The sequence below is a fragment of the Pseudomonas sp. D1-36 genome (assembly GCF_051132205.1).
GTDB lineage: Bacteria > Pseudomonadota > Gammaproteobacteria > Pseudomonadales > Pseudomonadaceae > Aquipseudomonas.
Genome location: NZ_CP071674.1, coordinates 2,610,331 through 2,627,439, shown reverse-complemented (window position 1 = coordinate 2,627,439; position 17,109 = coordinate 2,610,331). Strand labels below are relative to the sequence as shown.

Sequence of the window (17,109 nt, the reverse complement as noted above, 5' to 3'; positions counted from 1 at the left end):
GTCGCTCCCTTACACCGTCAACGACGGGCTGGCGACGTGGTTGCCCCGTCGATGCGCCGCTTCACTGGACTGGCTTTCGCCGTGGACTTCGGCCAGGCGGGTGATGAACTCGTCGACGAATACCCGCATGTCGGCGCTGACTTCCTTGTTTCGCGTGGTCAGGCGGTTGTAGCCAAATAGCGCCGGAATCGCGACGAACAACCCCATGGCGGTGGCCAGCAACGCAGCCGCCATGCCGGGGGCGATGGCGTTGATGTTCACATCACCGGCCATGGCGGTGCCGAGGAACACCACCATGATCCCCAGCACCGTCCCCAGCAGGCCGATGTAGGGCCCGCCGGCAATGGCGTTGGACAGGGTCGACAGCTTGGCGCTGAGCTGCTGGTTTTCGCGCGTCCGGACGCCGTCCATGGAGCAACGGATGGCTTCGATGGTGGCGGCGGAAATCGACGACGTATCGGCGCCCTGGTCGCGACGGGTGCGGATCTCGGCCACCGCCACCGTATACAGGCGCCACAGCGACGAGTCCGCCAGGCGCTGCGCCAGGTCGCGGTCATCTGCAAGCAGTTCCAGCCGTGTCCCGACCTTGGCGAAATGACTGCGGAAGACTTCGTTGGCATGGCTGACTCGGCTGACATTGCGGCTCTTGCGCACCATGATCACCCACGACTGCAGCATCATCAGCACCAGGACGGCGATGATCACCCAGGCGTCCAGCGGCACCGCATTGAGCAAGAAACCCAGGCTGCCGAAACCAAAGCCGGACTGTTCTTCGTCCACCCCGTAAACCACCAGGCGCGACTCGGCGCCCTGGGCGGTGGCATCGGCCAGGATCTGTTCAGGCAAACGGGCGACGCGGGACAAGCGCAGTTCATCGAGGGCGCCGGTGAAGGCTTGATACGTAGCGGTCGGTGCCACCGCGCCGGCATCGACGGCGGCCGGTGAGTCGGCGCCGATGGCAATCGCACCCTGCAAGGCCGGCAACGGTTGCGCCAGGCTCGCCGCCGGCTTTCCATTCACATACAAACGCAACCCGCTGGCGTCAGCCGTCAACGCCAAGTGTTGCCATTGTCCCAGTGCCACGGCCTGGTTGGCCACGGCGCGCTGGCCGTTCACTTCCACAAAGGGCACGCCTTGGTTCACGCCCACCAGCAGCGCATTGCCGGCATCACGACGGGCCAGCAGCAGTTGCTCGCCTGCGCCCTGCTCCATTCGCAACCAGGTGCTGAAGGTCAACGCACCACCCGCGCTCACGCCCAGGGATGGACTGGCCGGCAGCAACAGCGGCTGACCGTTGAGCTGTGCCGAGCGCCCGATGACACCGTCAATGATGTTTGCCGGGGCGTTCTGCGCGTGGTTGGCAAAGGCGCTGGCATCACGCGGTGGTGCGCCAACGGCACCATCGAAGTGATAGACCAGGCTGTAATCGGCATCGAACGCCAACTGGGGATTGCTGGTGGCCGGTGCTTTCGGGTTGCCGTAGTACATCCAGATGTCCGAGCGCTTGCCCCCCTCCACCATGGGCACGTCCACCCAGATCAAGGCCATGCCCATCAGCGGATCGAAGCTCTCAATCTGGTGGTTGAGCACGGTGTGGTCGTCGGCGGCGACAAAGCGAATGTCCGAGCCGTTTTCGTTGACACCGTCAAAGGTGAAATTGCCGGTGTGCAAACGCACCAGCAGCGAGGTGCGCCCCACCGCCTGGCTGATCGCCGCGCCCTGGGGCGTGGTGTCGATGCTGATCTGTTTGCGGTAGTGCCAATCGTCCTGCCACCAAGCGCTGGCCGTTGCCGGCAGCACGAGGCCCAGGCAAGCGAGAAGAATGAAAATCAAGCGATGCATAACGGAGTGCTCCAAGGTCTGTGCCTACCGGTCAAAAGGTCGCCTGCACATTGAAGTGCACGCGTGAATCGTGTTTGCGGGTGTTCGGGCCGTCCTTGAGCGGCAGGCCCCAGTCGAGGCTGCCCGACAGCCATTCGCGCAACGTGGCGCGGGTGCCGAAGCCGATACTCGCCAGGCTGTAGTCGGCCTCCTGGTCGGGCAGCGCGTCTTGCAGGGCCAACTGCGCGCCTTCGGCAAAGATGTATAAACGCCAGTTGTCGACGTAGCTGCCGATGCCTTTGCCCAGGTGCTTGCTCAACGACGGTGTGCGCAGTTCCTGGGAAAACAGCACGCCATCATCGCCAGTGCGTTCCGCAGCGAGATAACCGCGCACACTGGTGGCGCCACCGGCGGAAAACTGTTCGTTGGAGACCAGCGGCCCGGAGGCCAATTGGAAGCTCAGCTTGCTTGCCGCTTGCCAGTCCCCGGAAAAATTCCGGGTGAAGGTGCTGTCGCCCTTGAACACGGCGAAGCTGGGATTGGCCTCGTAGCGCTTGGCCCGAAATTCATCGGCGTCGCTGCCATAACCGAAGAAGCTGCGGGTGCCGGCAACGATGCTCAGGCCCAGGCCGAACTGTGAGGTTTCGGTGTAGCGAAAGCCGTTGTAGGCAAGGGTGATGGGCGCGTACTTGATCGGCACTTCATCACTGGAGCCGCCAAATTGCAGGGCCTCCTCGAAATCCTTGAAGTCCACGCCCACCGACAGCGAGTTGGCCCAAACGCCCTGGGGCGGCACGTTGTAGATCAGCGACGCACCATAGGAATGCCCCTTGCCCAATACGTTGCTGCCGCCGATGGTCGCGACGTTGCTGTCGGACTGGTAGCCGGACAACTGAACGTTCCAACGCTCGCTCAGGGGCGCGTTATAGGATCCCGACCAGACTTGCGCGTTGTCCCGGTCTTGGGGGGCGGTGAAATAAGTCAGCGAGGCCGAGTGGCCGCGTTGCCAGAGGTTGTTGTGGCCCAGCGTGACCACCGAACGCAGTTTTTCGGTGTCGGCGCTGTAGTCATTGTTCAGCCCGACACTGGCTTGCCAGGGATTCTTGTCTTCGACTTGCAGGTCGACATCCATGGTTCCCGGACGTTGCCCTTCGCGCACCACCGGTACCACCTGACGCCCAGGGTTGCGGTTGGCCACGGCCAACTGGCTTTGCACCGCGGCGAAATCGGCCACTTTGCCCTCTTCCAGTGCCGGCACTTCTTCGCGGACATTGACCGGCGAATAGTGCTCGGTGCCGACCACGCGTACCCGGCCGATCCTGGTTTCGCTGACCTGCAGGTACACCACGCCGCCTTCGACCTGCTGCTCCGGCAGTTCGACGAACACCGACTGGTAACCCTTGGCCTGGTAGCGCTGTTGCAGGGCATCGCGTGCGCCTTCGATATCGGTGAGCTTGCGTTGCGGCCCCAGGAACGCATACACCGCCTCTTCGATTTCCCGGGCATCGAGCACGGTGTTGCCGCGCACCACGTACTCATTCACGTCCACCAGGCGCGCAGGCGTTCCGGCCTCGGCCGCTGTATCGGCTTCCTCGGCCCACAGCGTTGGCGCCTCGGCGACGAGCATCAGCGCGAGCGCCATGGGCAGGTATGGCCTGCACCGGCCGATGTTGAAGTCCCAATGATCCACACATCCCCCTCGATTCAATTGCGCCACGCGCGCAGCGCCTGCTACAAAGCCGCGCGCCGCATGACGCGCCGCTTTGCATCGTGTTGTTGCCTGACGGTTTATTTGCGTTTGGAATGGCCTGCGTGCCTGGAAAGCCAGGTGTGCAACAAGGCGAAGTTCAGCGAAAACTCCGGCATGTGCATCAGGTCGCCGCAGAACACTTCACTGACGATGCGCTCGAGCAATTTCGCCGCGTGCGGGCTGTCCAGCAGCTCGCCGATATCGCGCACAAAGACCGAGAACGCCCAGACCCGCTGGTTCAGCTCAAGGCCCACAAACCAGCGGAACAACAGGTTGTAATTGAGCTGCTCGTACAACTGTTTTTCACTGGGCAGCGAGTACAGCAGTTGCAAAAGCAACGCGAGCATCAAGGCCGGTACCGGCACCTGGATGTGGTGTTCCCGGGCCCATTGCTGCAAGGGCTCGGACGCGGCCTCCAGCAGCTCCTCGATTTGCGGGCGCAACATCACCAGGGAATGACCTGGCGGCACGTAGCTGGACAGTTCCTTCAAGGCACTCTGCCAATCGTCCTGGGACACAATCCACACCCAAGGCGCGCCGTAGCGGTACACCGAGACCGGTTTTTTGCGCGCGGCTTCAACAATTTTCGACAGGCGCTGGTCCAGCTCCTGCATGCCCACTTTCGAGTAACTTTCCATAGACCCCAATGCCCCTGTCACACCTGGCATCCAGCGCGAAATAGCGCCAGAAAAAAGTTGTCCGGCTTCCCTGCATAAGGCCTTTTCGTCCACGGCGTTCCTGCGCCGTTGCCGTTTCACACAACCTTGACCCCGGCCACCTGCCACTACCGAACTTTTGTCATCGAATCTTCATGAACGGTTACCGACAGCGACCGAGCGCCCACAAAAAAGGGCGACAGTTGCCTGTCGCCCGGGGTTTTTTTGATGTTTCTTAGAGCGTCAGGTTGCGCTGTTCCTCCGGGGTCAACTGATTACGCGCCTGGTCGTCCAACCGTCCGGCGCCCAATACCCGCACGCTGTTGTTCGGTTCAGGGTCCGGTGCCCGGCTGGCGCCTTCCTGGGACGGCGCCAGACGTTCGTTGCCGAAGCCCAGGACCTGCACGCTGAACACCGATGGCATACGGTTGCGCGACGCGGCCTGTTGCTCGCGCGCGACGCCTTCGGCGGCATCGCTCGCCGACGCTGCGGCGGAGCTGGCGTTGGTCAGTGCGCCAGTGTTGACCACCGCGCTGACCGGCACGCCGTTGGACTTGCCTTGCACCTGGATGTTGGCGGCGTTCACTACATGCAACGCGGCAATGTTGATGTTGCCCGAGACCCGGATGCCCGCCTCTCCCGCGTCGATGGTGCCGAGCGGCGCGAGCAGGTCGATATCGCCCGGCGCGACCTCGGCGATGGGGTTGAGCGTGGCGATACCGGCGCCAGTGCTCGGCACCGACGACGACAGGGTGACGTTGCCCCAGTTGTCGTAGACGCGCTTGGGCGGTGTGTACACCAGGGTAGTTTTCGAACCGCGACCGGCGTTGATATCACCCGTCGCCGACCAGGCGAGGATGTCGCCGCCAAAGGTGGTCATGATCCGGCTTTGTCCCAGCAACACGCTGCCGTTGCTGAACAACTGGATGTCGCCGACACCTTGAGTGATGACCCCGGCACTGGACGGCGGCGCTTCGCCTTCGATACCAAAAATCTGCTGCCCGCCTGGCGTCAGCATCTGGATATCGCCACCAAAGTTGGTGTGCACCCCAGCGCCGCCGAACATCGTGATATCGCCCTGGTAAGCCAGCGGGTTGCCAGCCACGTCGTGGGTCGGAAACAGCGCGGCGATGGCGTTGCGACCACGCAAGTAGCTACCGGAACGAGGACTGCTGGCGTTGTTGTACTCGCGACCACCGGCACGCAGCTCGGCAAAGTACACCTCGCGGGCGAACACCCGCTGCTGCTCGGCCGGCAACGCGGCGAAATAAGCCTGCGCCTGATCGGCCTCACCGCTGAAGCCATACCGCGACGCCAGCCAGGCCGCCAACTCGACCTCATAGGTTTTCGCCACCTTGCCCGGCTGTTGGGCCAGGCCGACAGCGGCGTCCGCCAGGTTGGCCGGGTCCAGGTATTGCCGCACGAAGCCCAGGTAATCCGGCCCCGTCGCGCCCACGCCGGCTTGCATCACGATGCTTGCGCCTGGGCGGTTGTCACCGGACTTCACCGGACCGAGGCTGGTCACCGCGGCCTGGTCTTCCATCAGGATATTGCGCCCGGCGCTGATCTCCAGCGTGCCGGGGCCGGCGACATTGAAAGTGCTGTAGAGAATGTCCCGGCCGGCGGAGACAATGGAGATGTCGGTGGGGTCGTCGTGGACGAACAGGTTGCCGGTGCTGATGGGCGAGCTTTCAAACTGCGTCAGTGAAGTGCCCGCAATGTCACCACTGTTAACGATATCCCGCCCCGCCATGATCCATGCGGGGCTGGCGGCCTCGTACCAGGTCTCGCCGGCCCAGCGACCGGCACTAATGGCAATCAACTCACCCGTGCGCAACCCAACGATATCGCCCCTGACGGCGTAGAAGCGTACCGGCTGGTCCGCGCCTCGATAATCTCCGCCAGACCCTGTACCGCCAAACGCGAACAAGCCCATTCCGATACTCCTTACCGAGGGGGTCGCACTCGCCCCTTCCAGATCGCCATGCAGCCCGCCCGACTCGTCCTTGTAATAGAACGCAGGATTGTCTGGGGTCGTCAGGCTGCTTGCCGGAGCACGGGTGGGTGATATTGCGTAGCCTCCCGCATAAATCGAATCCCCAGCGAGAAATTCCAGCTGCGCCTGGTTTCCAGGCGCCAGGATCAAGGAATAGGGGGTCACAAAACCCCCTACCCCGCGTGATGAGGGCCCGTAATACAGACTGCCTGAGGGCGCGGCTACCCGCAAAATCGACGGATAGACGAAACGCCCGTCGGTTTGCGAATAGTCCATGCCGCTACGAGGCGTGGCGGTATTGACGCCAATCGAAAGCTCTGCGCCTTGGGTCGAAGGCGTAAGGTTCCCTCCGGCGGCAAACAGATCGATAGCGGTATGGTCGGTCCACAGGCTGAACCAGGAATATCCGGGGCCTCTGGTCCCGCCGCCCAGGTCCACCGACTGGGCGACTCGTGTCGGCGCACGGCCCGGGTCCACTGCGCCGCCAAGTACGAGATCGCCACGGGCATCCAGACTGGCGGTGGCATCGCCGGGTACCAGCAGCAGTCCACCGGTCGCGCTGGCCATCGTTGCATCGTATGGGTTGTAGGCACGGATCTCTCGGGGGTCCTGCGAAACCTTGTCCGGACCGTTGATCAATTCCATGCCGCCGAACGAACCGGCACTGGCCCTCAGCGAACCCCGCAAGTTCGTCAGGCTGCCATTCATGTCATGGCGCGAATCAACCGGCTGGCCGGCTAAGTCGAGAAACGCCCTAGCCTCCAGTGAAGGGTTGAGCGCGCCGCCGATTGTCAGCGACAGGTCACCGCCACCCGTGAACTTCAATTGACCGTCCACCATGCGCCCGGTCGAGCCGACCGCCAAGACGATCCCCTGACTGCGACTGGCGCTCTGCTCACCTCGCTCTCCACGGGGGGCCAACATACCCGCGTCGCCTGCGACTCGCACATCCACGTTGCCGCCACCCAAGGTGCCGATACCGGTAAAACCGTTCAATACCGGATCGGTGCCATGGGGCACATAAGTGCCGAAGTTAATCCACCAGGCGGTAGGCGTACCGTCACCATCGCCCTGGCGCCACAACCAATTCCCAACCCCCGAGCTCTCTATCTGCGGTGCGTCTTCGGTCACGAGAGTACTTTGTTTTCTGCCGACTATGTCACCGGCCAAATCGCCGCCCACCGACAGCAGCAGATTACCGCCATGGTCTGGATACCATGCGCGATATCGGCTGTCTGCGCCGCCATCCACCAAGCGTTCATAAGGGCTGTCACCGTTCCCCAGAATCGAGTCAGTCGGCAGGCCGGTTTTATTCAGCGAGACGCCTCGCGCAAGGTTGTAGCCCGCCGAGTCAGCCAGGCTCAAGGACGAGGTGCCCGCGGTATAAATGCCAAACAGCGACTGCATGCTGAAATCACCCGCGCTGATCAAGTCCAGATCGCCGGTACCGGTACGAAGAACACTGAAGCTGCTGGTGCCCACCACGTAGGTGTAAACGCTCCCACCGATGCATAACCCGGGCGCTTGCGAACAGAATTCGTCCTCGGACATGCCATACAGGTCCGCCAGTTCCGCCACCGGTCGCCCGACATAAGTCAGGTCACCGAAATAGTCGAGCGAGGCTTGCTCGGTCAGCGTCCGCCCCGCAGCGACACAGAGCCCTGCCCCCTGCCCGCAGAACTCGTCGACGCTTATGCCGTAGAGGTCAGCCAACTCGGCGACAGGCCGCCCGGAGTAGCTCAAGTCACCGTAATAGTCGAGCGAGGCTTGATCGGTCAACACCAAGCCACCCGCCTTGGCCAGCATTCCATAGTGAGTGTCGGCCACCGTGAAGCGTCCATGCTCGGCATAAGGATTGGCCAGGCGGGTATCAGCGGCCTGCAAATCGGCGCCCGCCACGGCACGCAACGACCAGGACTGCGAGCCCTCGGCCAACATCGGGGCTATCGCCCAGTTACGGCCCTTGCCATCGCCGCCGCGCAGATTGATTTTTTCCACGCCTGCGGCCAGCTTCACGTCGGTACCCGCGGGTATCAGCGCGCCCAAAGGCAAGAGCAGCGCGCCCGCCTGAACCACGGTGCTTGGGCTATGAACTGTCACCGAACTTGCCGGACGGCTGGGCAGGGCCACACCTTTTGGCCAGACCAATCCGGTCAAGGCGGTATCGCCGATCAACACCGAACCACCTCCAAGGACCATTCCTTGAGCCACGGTCAGATCGGCCGTCAGGCGTGTACCGGCGGCATAGGCCACACGGCCATCGCTATAACGGATATCTGCCGCCAAAACAGTGCCGGCAGGCAATGAAATCGCTTCGGCCAACTCGCCGTCCACGGGCAGGCGGGTTCCCGCGGCCAGGGTAATGGCTTGCAGTGGCAGGTCGTAGTTGAGGGTCGCGCCGGACAGGAACGTGGTGCCGTCCTGCAATTCAATGCCCGCTCGCGGCACGATCACATCGCCGTTGAACATTTGCTTGCCGGGGGTCAACACCCAACCATCGTCGTCCGGTGTTTCTGGCGGCGGCGCGAAACCATCGTTGATGCTGCCAAGCACGGTCAGGTCGCCCCCGGCACGCAGTACCAGGCTGCCGACTTCGCCGGAACCGTATACAGACGTTTGGGGTGTCAGCGGATTGAGGCTGGCGTAGCGATAGCCGGACAGGTCCAGGTCGCCCTGCACCACCAGGTCACCGTCGGCGGTGGCACTGACGATTTCGACGCCGGGGCGCAGGTGGAAAGCGTTGCGATAGGCGGCATTGTTGAGGCCCGCCAGCTTGCCATCGCGTAAGCCATTGTTGTTCAAGGCATTGTCGATAAAGTCGCGGTTGTCGTCATGGATACCGTTGAGGTAGTCCTGATTGATGACTTGGTACGGCCGGCCACTGGCCGCCGGGTCGGTGCCGTAGGCGGCATCGTCGTAGCGTTGCACGCCATTGAGCGCGATCAGCTTGGCGCCCTGGATGTTCAGGTTGCCGCTGGCGTCGATGGCGATGTCGCCGGCCGTGGCCCCGCCCAGGCGTGGCGCATTCAGCTCCAGGGTGCCACGGGCCTTGCCGTCGTGGCCGACCGTGGTGGCGGTGCCATGGCGCAAATCGATGCGCGCGCCACCGGCCAGCGTCAGCAGGCCATCTCCGGAACTGAGCTCAACCATGGCGCGGTTCGGCGAATCGATGATCTGGCCGTAACTGTCCACCCGCAGCACGCGGCCGTGGGCGTCGAGCACCGCGTCGCCGCCCACGGTCAAGCCTTGCTTGCCCGCCAGGCGAATGGACCCCACGCGCTCGCCACTGGCGTCCACGGTGCCGTTGACGGTGAGTTTGCCGCTGTCCACTGACACGCTGATCACGCCGGCCTTGAGGCCATCGCCGATCACCAGGTCACCCTGCTTGAGCTGGAAGCTGCGGCCGCCGAAGACCTGGCCCTGGTTCAGGCGTTGGTTGAGGGCGGCGAAGTCATCGCTCAGGCTGCCATCGCCCAGGCGTTGGGCGCGGATGTCCACGCTGCCGGCCTTGTAGGGCACCGCGGTGCCGCCCGCATCGTAGTAGCCGCTGCTGCTGCCCAGCACGCTGCCCGCCAGGTCGACCTTGCCAGCGGCCGCCGCCAATGCGGTGGCCTTGAGGGTCCCGGCCTGGTTGTTCACGGCGGAGAGATCGATCACCGAGCCGGCGGCCTGGCGGATATTGCCGTTGCGGCTTTCGAGGATCAGGTCACCACCCCAGCTGTACTTGCTGACATCGTTGAAGGTGATTTTGCGTCCGGCCAGGTCGAGGCGCGCGGCATCGGTGAGGGTCAATTCATCCTCGGCGCTGAGGGTCAGCTTGCCGCTGGGCAGTACCACGTTGCCTTCGACCCGCACGTTCTTGCCGTTCAACGCCAGCTCGGCGCCCAAGCTATCGGCGCTGGCCACCGGCAAGCGACTGCCCGACGGAGCGCTGACACGGATATTGCCGCCTGCGGTGATCCGGTTGACCGACCCGGCCTCGCCGGTCATCAACGGCGTGAGGATGTTCAGGTTGCCGCCGCTGTACTGGAACCCCTTGCCTGTGATGTATTCACCCTGACGCTGGTAAACCAGCAGGCCACCCTTATGGTTGGCGGTGATGCGTTCGCTGGCGTTGAGATTGACGTTGGCAAATCCCAGTGCAAGCCGGTCATAGGCCTTGGCCGCCTTGGACTCGGTGGCTGGGGCATAACCAAACTCGATGCGTTGGGCATCGATCTGCAGGTTGCCCGTGCCGGTGCCCGCGCCGCCGGCCACGATGCTGCCAGCCTCGTTTTGCACCCCATTCCAGATCAGGTTACCGGTGCGAATCAGCGCCGTTTCATTGGCATTGCCTTTGCCATAGATCGCTGGAGTGCCAAGCACCAATTCCTTGAGCCGCGACTTGCCGGTCACAGCGTCAAAGGTATCGAGGCTGGCGTTGCCATAGAAATTCAGTGAATCGCGCGCGCCCAGCACCAGGGTTTCGAGCGCCGGCGCGCCAGCGCTGGTATCGCCCTGCAACAGGCGGTCGAGCACCTGCTGGTTGAGTGTCAGCCCGCTGGGCAACAGATTGCGTGACGCCAGGTCGGCCAGGGTCTCGGCGCTGCCAACGTTGATGCCGCCAACCGCCAGGGTCAGGTTACGGGTACCGAAGCGTACGGCATCCGTCAGCTCGAAGCGATTGTCCGTGGCCGAAGCGATGGTGCCTTCGGAGTACAAACGGGTTGTACCGCTGCAAACACCATCGCATACACCGATGCGGATAATGCCAGGTGCGCTGTCCGGCGTCATCGGGTTGGGCGCCGCAGGTGCCAGCATGTTCACGTAGCCATTGGAGACGGCGAGCACGCTGTTGCGGCCGGGGTTGTAGAGATAGCCATCACGCGAGTCACGGGCCACGGCGCCCATGCCCAGCGTATTGATCGACGCGCCCTGCTCCACGGTGATGCCGCCATTCGGGCTGGACGTCACCAGGAACACTTCAGGTGCCCGCAAGGTCGCGCCGCTGCGCAAGGTGATATTTTGGGTCCTGGCGACGGAGCCATTACCATCTCCGAACTCAAGGAAGTTACCGCCCTGGCCATAGCGGGCCAAGGCATAACCGCCGATGAACAGGCTGCTGGCGCCGATGGCGTTCACCGCATCGTCGGTCAGGGTTACACCGTTCAATCCGGCGTTGGCTACCTGTCCAGCCTTGATGATTTCCAGGTCCCCGGCCCTGACCAACGTGAGTGAGGTGGTGCTGCCGCGACCCTCTTTGGCTGCTTTGCTCAGCAGTTTGCCGGCAAAACTGAAGCTCGGTTGGTCACTCTGGTTGCGCTCGAACGTGACGTTGAACGCCTTGGCATCCCGGGGCAGCAGGACGGCGGGCACGCCCAGGCGCGCCGCGTCCGCCAGGGCGAACTGACTGAAGCTGGTCTCGTTGTACTGCGAATAGCGGCGCAGCGTATCGGCCGCGGTGACGATCACCTGGCTCGCCAGACTGTCGCGTACGCCGGTGCCGGCAATGCCGAGGGTACCGGCCGTTGCCCAGGAGCCGTTACGCATGGCCTGGGTCGGCACCACCCCGCCCTGCCCGGCCAGGCCGTTGACCTCGATGCGAAACGCACCCGGCAGCAGCGCGTAGGTCGAGGGCAGCAAGGTATAGGTGCCGGCCGGCAAGCCGGGGACGCCGGCACCGAGGGTAATCTGTTGGCCGGCCAAGGGGGCGACGGCGCCGGCTTCACCGCCCACGGGCGCATAGCCGGTCTGTACGCCAGGAACGATGGCGTAGACCGGGTTGCTGCTCAGTGCCGGTAACAGGAAACCGTCCGAACCGAACTGCACCAAGGGGTTGAAGCGCGCGTCAGTGGAGCCGCCACGCCCCGAGATGAACCCGGCGCCGGTCAATTCACCCCCACCGGACACGTCCACCACGGCTCCCGCCGCGACGTCGATGGTCTCGCCCACCAGATCTATCTTTCCCGGCACGCCATTGAGGGCGGGCCGCAGCAGGCTCTTGTCGAGCGTCACGCCATCGAACACGTAGGACTTGCCATCCGCTGTTCCGCCATAGGGCATGACGAGCCCCGCGCCGCTGACGGAGGTCAGGCTGCCTGACAGCAGGTTCACGTCACTGCCAGGTCGCCCCTCCGTTTCCAGCGCCGTCTGGCCGATGATCAGGTTGCCCAATGGCGCTCGCAGAATGCCGCCCTGGTTGATGACATCCGCTTCAAGCCGCAACTCGCCGAACGCGGAATAAGGCACCGAGGGAATCGCCGAGCCGTTGCGGCCTATGTCCATGCGCTTGGCGGTCAGCGTCCCTTGCACGCCGGTGCCGGGATAGATCTGCGCGGCGGTGAGGCCCAGGACGACGGGCGTTCGAAGTAACATTTTATGATCGGCCTGGCTGCTCGCCATCCGAATGTCACCCTGGCTGTTCAATTGCAAATCCGCAAAACCACGACGATCGACGTTTCGAACTTCGCCCTGGGCCATCGTCAGCGTTCCGCTGCCACCGATCCTCACCGCGTCGCGAACCTCAAGCAACCCGGTCGCTGACACCAACAACTGCCCTGCGGCAGGTCGTGCCGAAGGCGCCAGCCCTATGCCGGTGCTGCTGTTGTCAGCCCCGGCGGTCGTATTATCTTGCGCGCCGGCCAAGCGCACATAGTTACCGCGCAGTTTGACCACCGAGTCCGCCGCCGCTGTCTCCGCCATGCCGTACGCACCCGCGTAGAGCTGAAGCGCATTGGCCATCGTCAGGTTGACATTGCCATCGAAGGTCAGCAGACCGGTACTGAAAAGGGACAACGTATCAAAGCCGCCGGCCTCGACCTGATCCACCGCAAGCCGTGCATAGCCGTGCTCCAGCAGGGAGGCGCCCTGCTCTGGCGCGCTCCCGGCCGTGATACCCGTCGCGGAATGGTGCTGCTCGATAATCAGTTCGCGAGTCTTGCGCTGGTTGTCCGGCAAATCCGAGCTGTTCAAATAAACCGTCGCCCCGAGCCCGACCGACAAGCTCCCGCCCGCCGCTCCGGCACCGCCGGCGGCAGCCTTGAACTGACCGTCCAGGTAAAGCCCACTGGTCGAGCCAAAACTGATGTCGCCGCCGTGGCTGGCAACCACTCGGCGTTGCCCCGCGTCATCCAGCACCGCCTGGGCACCCGAAGCATCGAGCAACGCGCCTTCGCGCACCACGATGAATTTTCCGATACCGCCGCCGTCGCCCGTCGCATGGTCGATTTCACCACCGATGACGATACTTCCGCCGTTACGCACGAACCCGTATTGGGTCCCCCTGGTACCCGTGGCGGTGGCGGCGCGAGCGGCTACGTCCAGGACCGCGTTCTCGCCGATCCAGATCGACTTGAAGTTGTCACCGGGCGGTATGACCGCCGCTTGCGGCCCAGGCGCGGAGCCGACAGTGATCGAGCCGCCCCAGGCATTCAAGGTGCCGTCCACGGTGATTTGGCCAATGCCCGTCAAGCGGATCGCTTGTCCGGGGTCGACATTCAACACCGCCGACTTGCCCACCAGCAGGTCAGCCGTGGCGACATTCGCCGCGCCGGTTTGCTGGCTGCCGGCTTGCAAGGACAGGCTGGCACCCTGGCGCTGGGTCAGCACGCCCTTGCTGGCGTCTTCGAGGTACAGCGGCGGCGTCCAGGTTTCCAGCGCGCTGCCCGATGCACCACCGGTGGCGACCCCAGGCGCGCCAGCACCTTGGCGATAAACCGGCATGGTGACATCGACCCGGGTGCCCTCGGCAACCTCAAGGCCGTCGTTGCCGATGATGTCGTAGGCGGAAAAGCCTTTTTTGAAGAAGTCGCCATGGAGCAGCAAGGTACCTTCCGCCGCCGACGTCGCGGTGTCACTGATCAGCACTTTACCGGCCTGCATTTGAAGAGTGCCGCCGCCCTTTACACCCTGGCCCCGCAATTCGCCGCCCAGGCTCAATTCGCCCGTGAGAGTGCTCAAGGTGACATCGCCGCCCTTGCCGCCCTGGAACTTGCCTGAGTTGAGCAGTGCCGCTCCGGAAGAAACGTCCAGCACGCTGCCGGCACCCAGCACGATGGCGCCGCCGGCTTTCAGGGCGATGCTGCCGCCGTTCTGGTAAGGCAAGGCGCTGATATCGCCAGGGTCCAGTTGTAGATTGCTCCACAGCCCGCTGGCATCCAGACGCACCCGGTCAGCCACCCTGACCGAGGACGCGCCGGCAACTGGCATCGTGCCGTCGACCTGGACGAAATCCCTGCCTACCTGAATGGCACCAGCGTGGGCAGTAAGATTGGCATTCACGGCCACCTTCGGGCCAAACAGGCTGATGGAACCGGCCGGAGCCACCTGCAACGCACCGTTGACTGTGATGCCTTCGCTCGCAGCGACCTTGACGGCACCGAGCTTGAAGCCGTTGAGCTGGTTACTGTCCAGGTACAACGTGCCCTGGCGATCCGTCGGCAAGGCACCGTCCAGACCGACGCTACCGGCAACGCCCGCCGCGTCTTGGCCGAAGATCACGTTCTTCAAGGTATTGGCCGTGGCGCCAAGGGCATATTCCACAGTGCCGCTTTCCTTCACGTAGAACGGCACGTACGAGCCGACCACCAACTGCCCGCCACGGGCCACCGCTTTCTGCGATTGCTGGTAGCCATCCAGGCCGGCCTGGGCGGCGCGGGTCTGACGGTCACCCTGGAAGGTATCGCTGGCGAGCGTGCCTTCGAGCACCGCGTTTTTAGTCCCGATCACCAGGGTGCCGGCGTCGCGGCCGACCGTGTAGCCGGCCTCCTGGCGCGAACGTGGAGCAATCAAGGGATTGTAGTAATACTTCGTTTGTCCCCAGCGCTGGGTGTGGTCTTCGTATCCCTTGTAGATCCCGGTGTAGAGCATGTCCCCAGGCGCACTGTTGAGTTCATACAAGCGGCCATCGGCGCCCTTGAGCCAGGTCTGCTTGACGGTGCCGCTCTGCACATCCAGCGTGCCGCCGGACAGATTGACCTGCGAGCCGGCCTGGGTCACCACATCATTACCGGTAAAACTCACGGTGCCGCCCTGGGCCATCCATTCGGCGGCGCTGTGGCCCTGAGTACCGAGGTAGCCGCTGACTTCCAGCAGACCACCGGCGGTGTACCAGCGATCAGTGGCGTAGCCGTTGGTGCCGGCGGGTACGAATACCAACTCTCGGGCATCCACCCAAACATCATTGTTGTTCAACGCACCTTCATCCCGGTTGCCGGCGGCATCGCGCTGCTCGTTTCCCTGGATGTTGACCTTGATGCTGTTGGCTTCCATCGCCACCTTGACGCCGGTGGCGCCGGAGACGTCGATCACCGCACCGTCGCGCACCAGGCTGCGGGTGCCGGCGTTCACCGCCACCTGACCGCCCGTGGCGAGGGTGATCGATCCCTTCTGGAAATCGACGCTGCCGGCGCTGTCGATCTGCACCAGGGACAGGTCGCGGCGATAGGTGTCCGCTGGAATGACTTTGCCGTCCTGGCTGACGATCGGTTTCAAGGCACTGTCGCGTTGGCTGTCCAGAGCCTTCGCGCTGGCATCCACTAGAATCGCCGTGGTGCTGCCCTCGCCCAGGGCCACGCTGGCATCGCTGCCTCGCGCCGTGAGGTGCAGCGTGCCACGGGTGTCCGCCGAAGTGCTGGCCACGGCTACGCCGTTCTGCCGCACTTGATTGCCGGTCAGCGTCACATCACCGCTGGCCGCCATCAATAATCCTGTGTTGCTCACCCGGCCGGCGCCCGTGCCGCCATCCTGGTGGGCGATGACTTCATTGCCGCGCGTGGTCGACGTCGAGTTACCATCGCTGGCGAAGCCCTTCTTGATGGTAAAGCTGCCGCCCGCCGCCAGCACGGTCTGTCCACGCGGGGTACTGATGGTGCCCGCGTTGTCGACGTTTTTGCCCAGCAACAACACATAGCCGCCACCGGCGGTCGATTTGCTCGGGGCGGCCGTGGAAATCTGCGCGCCCTTCTCCACCCGGATCCCGCCCTGGGCGTTGGTAAAGCTCGCCGCGTTGGCGTTGTAGAGGCCACCGGTCTTGAACTGTTCGTCGCTGAAATCCGTGGCGGCCGCCACCAGGTTACGCACGTTGACCTGGCTGCTGCCGCTGAACACCACGCCGTTGCTGTTGAGAATCATCACCGTGCCGTCGGCCTTGATCTGGCCCTGGATCTGGCTCGGCGCGGTGCTGTTGTTGACCTTGTTCAACGCCGCCCAACTGGCGTCCTGTTGAAACGCCAGGGTGGTGTCACGGCCGATATTGAACGTGTCCCAGTTGAGGATGGCCTTGTCGGCGGTCTGCTTGACGGTCACCACGACCTTGCCATTGGCATCGGTCTGTACCGGGCCATTGGCGTTGACGAACAGCGGCTTGCCGTCCGGACCAATCACCGCGTTCAGGCCATTGCCACCCAAACCGTTATGGATGGTTTGCGGTGCGCCAAAGGTAGCCGCACGTCCTGCCGCCTGGGCAGCTTGGCTGGCCGCAATGGCCGCCACCGTGCTGTTCATGTTCGCCAGCGAACGGCCCAACTGCTGCTGCACCCGTTGCTGCTGCGCCAGCGGTGGAGGCGTTCCAGGGCGAGGCGCGCTGGGGCTGGCCGGGCCCGCCGCCGGAGCCGCGCCCTTGGCCGCGAACCAGGCCGAACTGAAACTGGTCGCTGCGTAGGCGGGGTTGGCTAGCAACAGCAAGGCGATGGCTTGGGCCAAGGGCTTGAGGCACGGCACAGCGGCGGAATCAGCATTACGGCGAGTGGCTTTCTGGGGGCGGCAACGCATCACTACGGATCCTTTTTACGCAGGGCGAATTCGATAGCGACCTCTGGGACGAGGCGCACAAATGACTAATTCCAAGGCAGGTTGAAGCCGTCGCGACCGAACTTTTGTCACGCAATGTTCATCTGCCGGGCGGTTGC

The 17,109-nt window shown here is 63.8% G+C and carries 4 protein-coding genes; all 4 read right to left on the bottom strand.

Annotated features, from left to right (window positions below; genetic code table 11):
- Window positions 1–9: 9 nt before the first annotated feature.
- The 4 genes from J3P76_RS11720 to J3P76_RS11705 all read right to left on the bottom strand — a co-directional run bounded on the left by J3P76_RS11720 (window position 10) and on the right by J3P76_RS11705 (window position 16,972).
- Window positions 10–1,842, bottom strand: coding sequence for a DUF2341 domain-containing protein (locus tag J3P76_RS11720; RefSeq protein ID WP_434701974.1), 1,833 nt, complete (start codon window positions 1,840–1,842; stop codon window positions 10–12).
- A 31-nt stretch (window positions 1,843–1,873) separates the two neighbouring features.
- On the bottom strand, window positions 1,874–3,463 hold the full coding sequence (locus J3P76_RS11715) for a ShlB/FhaC/HecB family hemolysin secretion/activation protein (RefSeq protein WP_434701973.1): 1,590 nt from the start codon (window positions 3,461–3,463) through the stop codon (window positions 1,874–1,876).
- A 146-nt stretch (window positions 3,464–3,609) separates the two neighbouring features.
- On the bottom strand, window positions 3,610–4,209 hold the full coding sequence (locus J3P76_RS11710) for a transposase (RefSeq protein WP_420763758.1): 600 nt from the start codon (window positions 4,207–4,209) through the stop codon (window positions 3,610–3,612).
- A 253-nt stretch (window positions 4,210–4,462) separates the two neighbouring features.
- Window positions 4,463–16,972 (bottom strand): filamentous haemagglutinin family protein, encoded by a 12,510-nt coding sequence (locus J3P76_RS11705; protein WP_434701972.1) that lies wholly within the window; start codon window positions 16,970–16,972, stop codon window positions 4,463–4,465.
- Window positions 16,973–17,109: the final 137 nt, after the last annotated feature.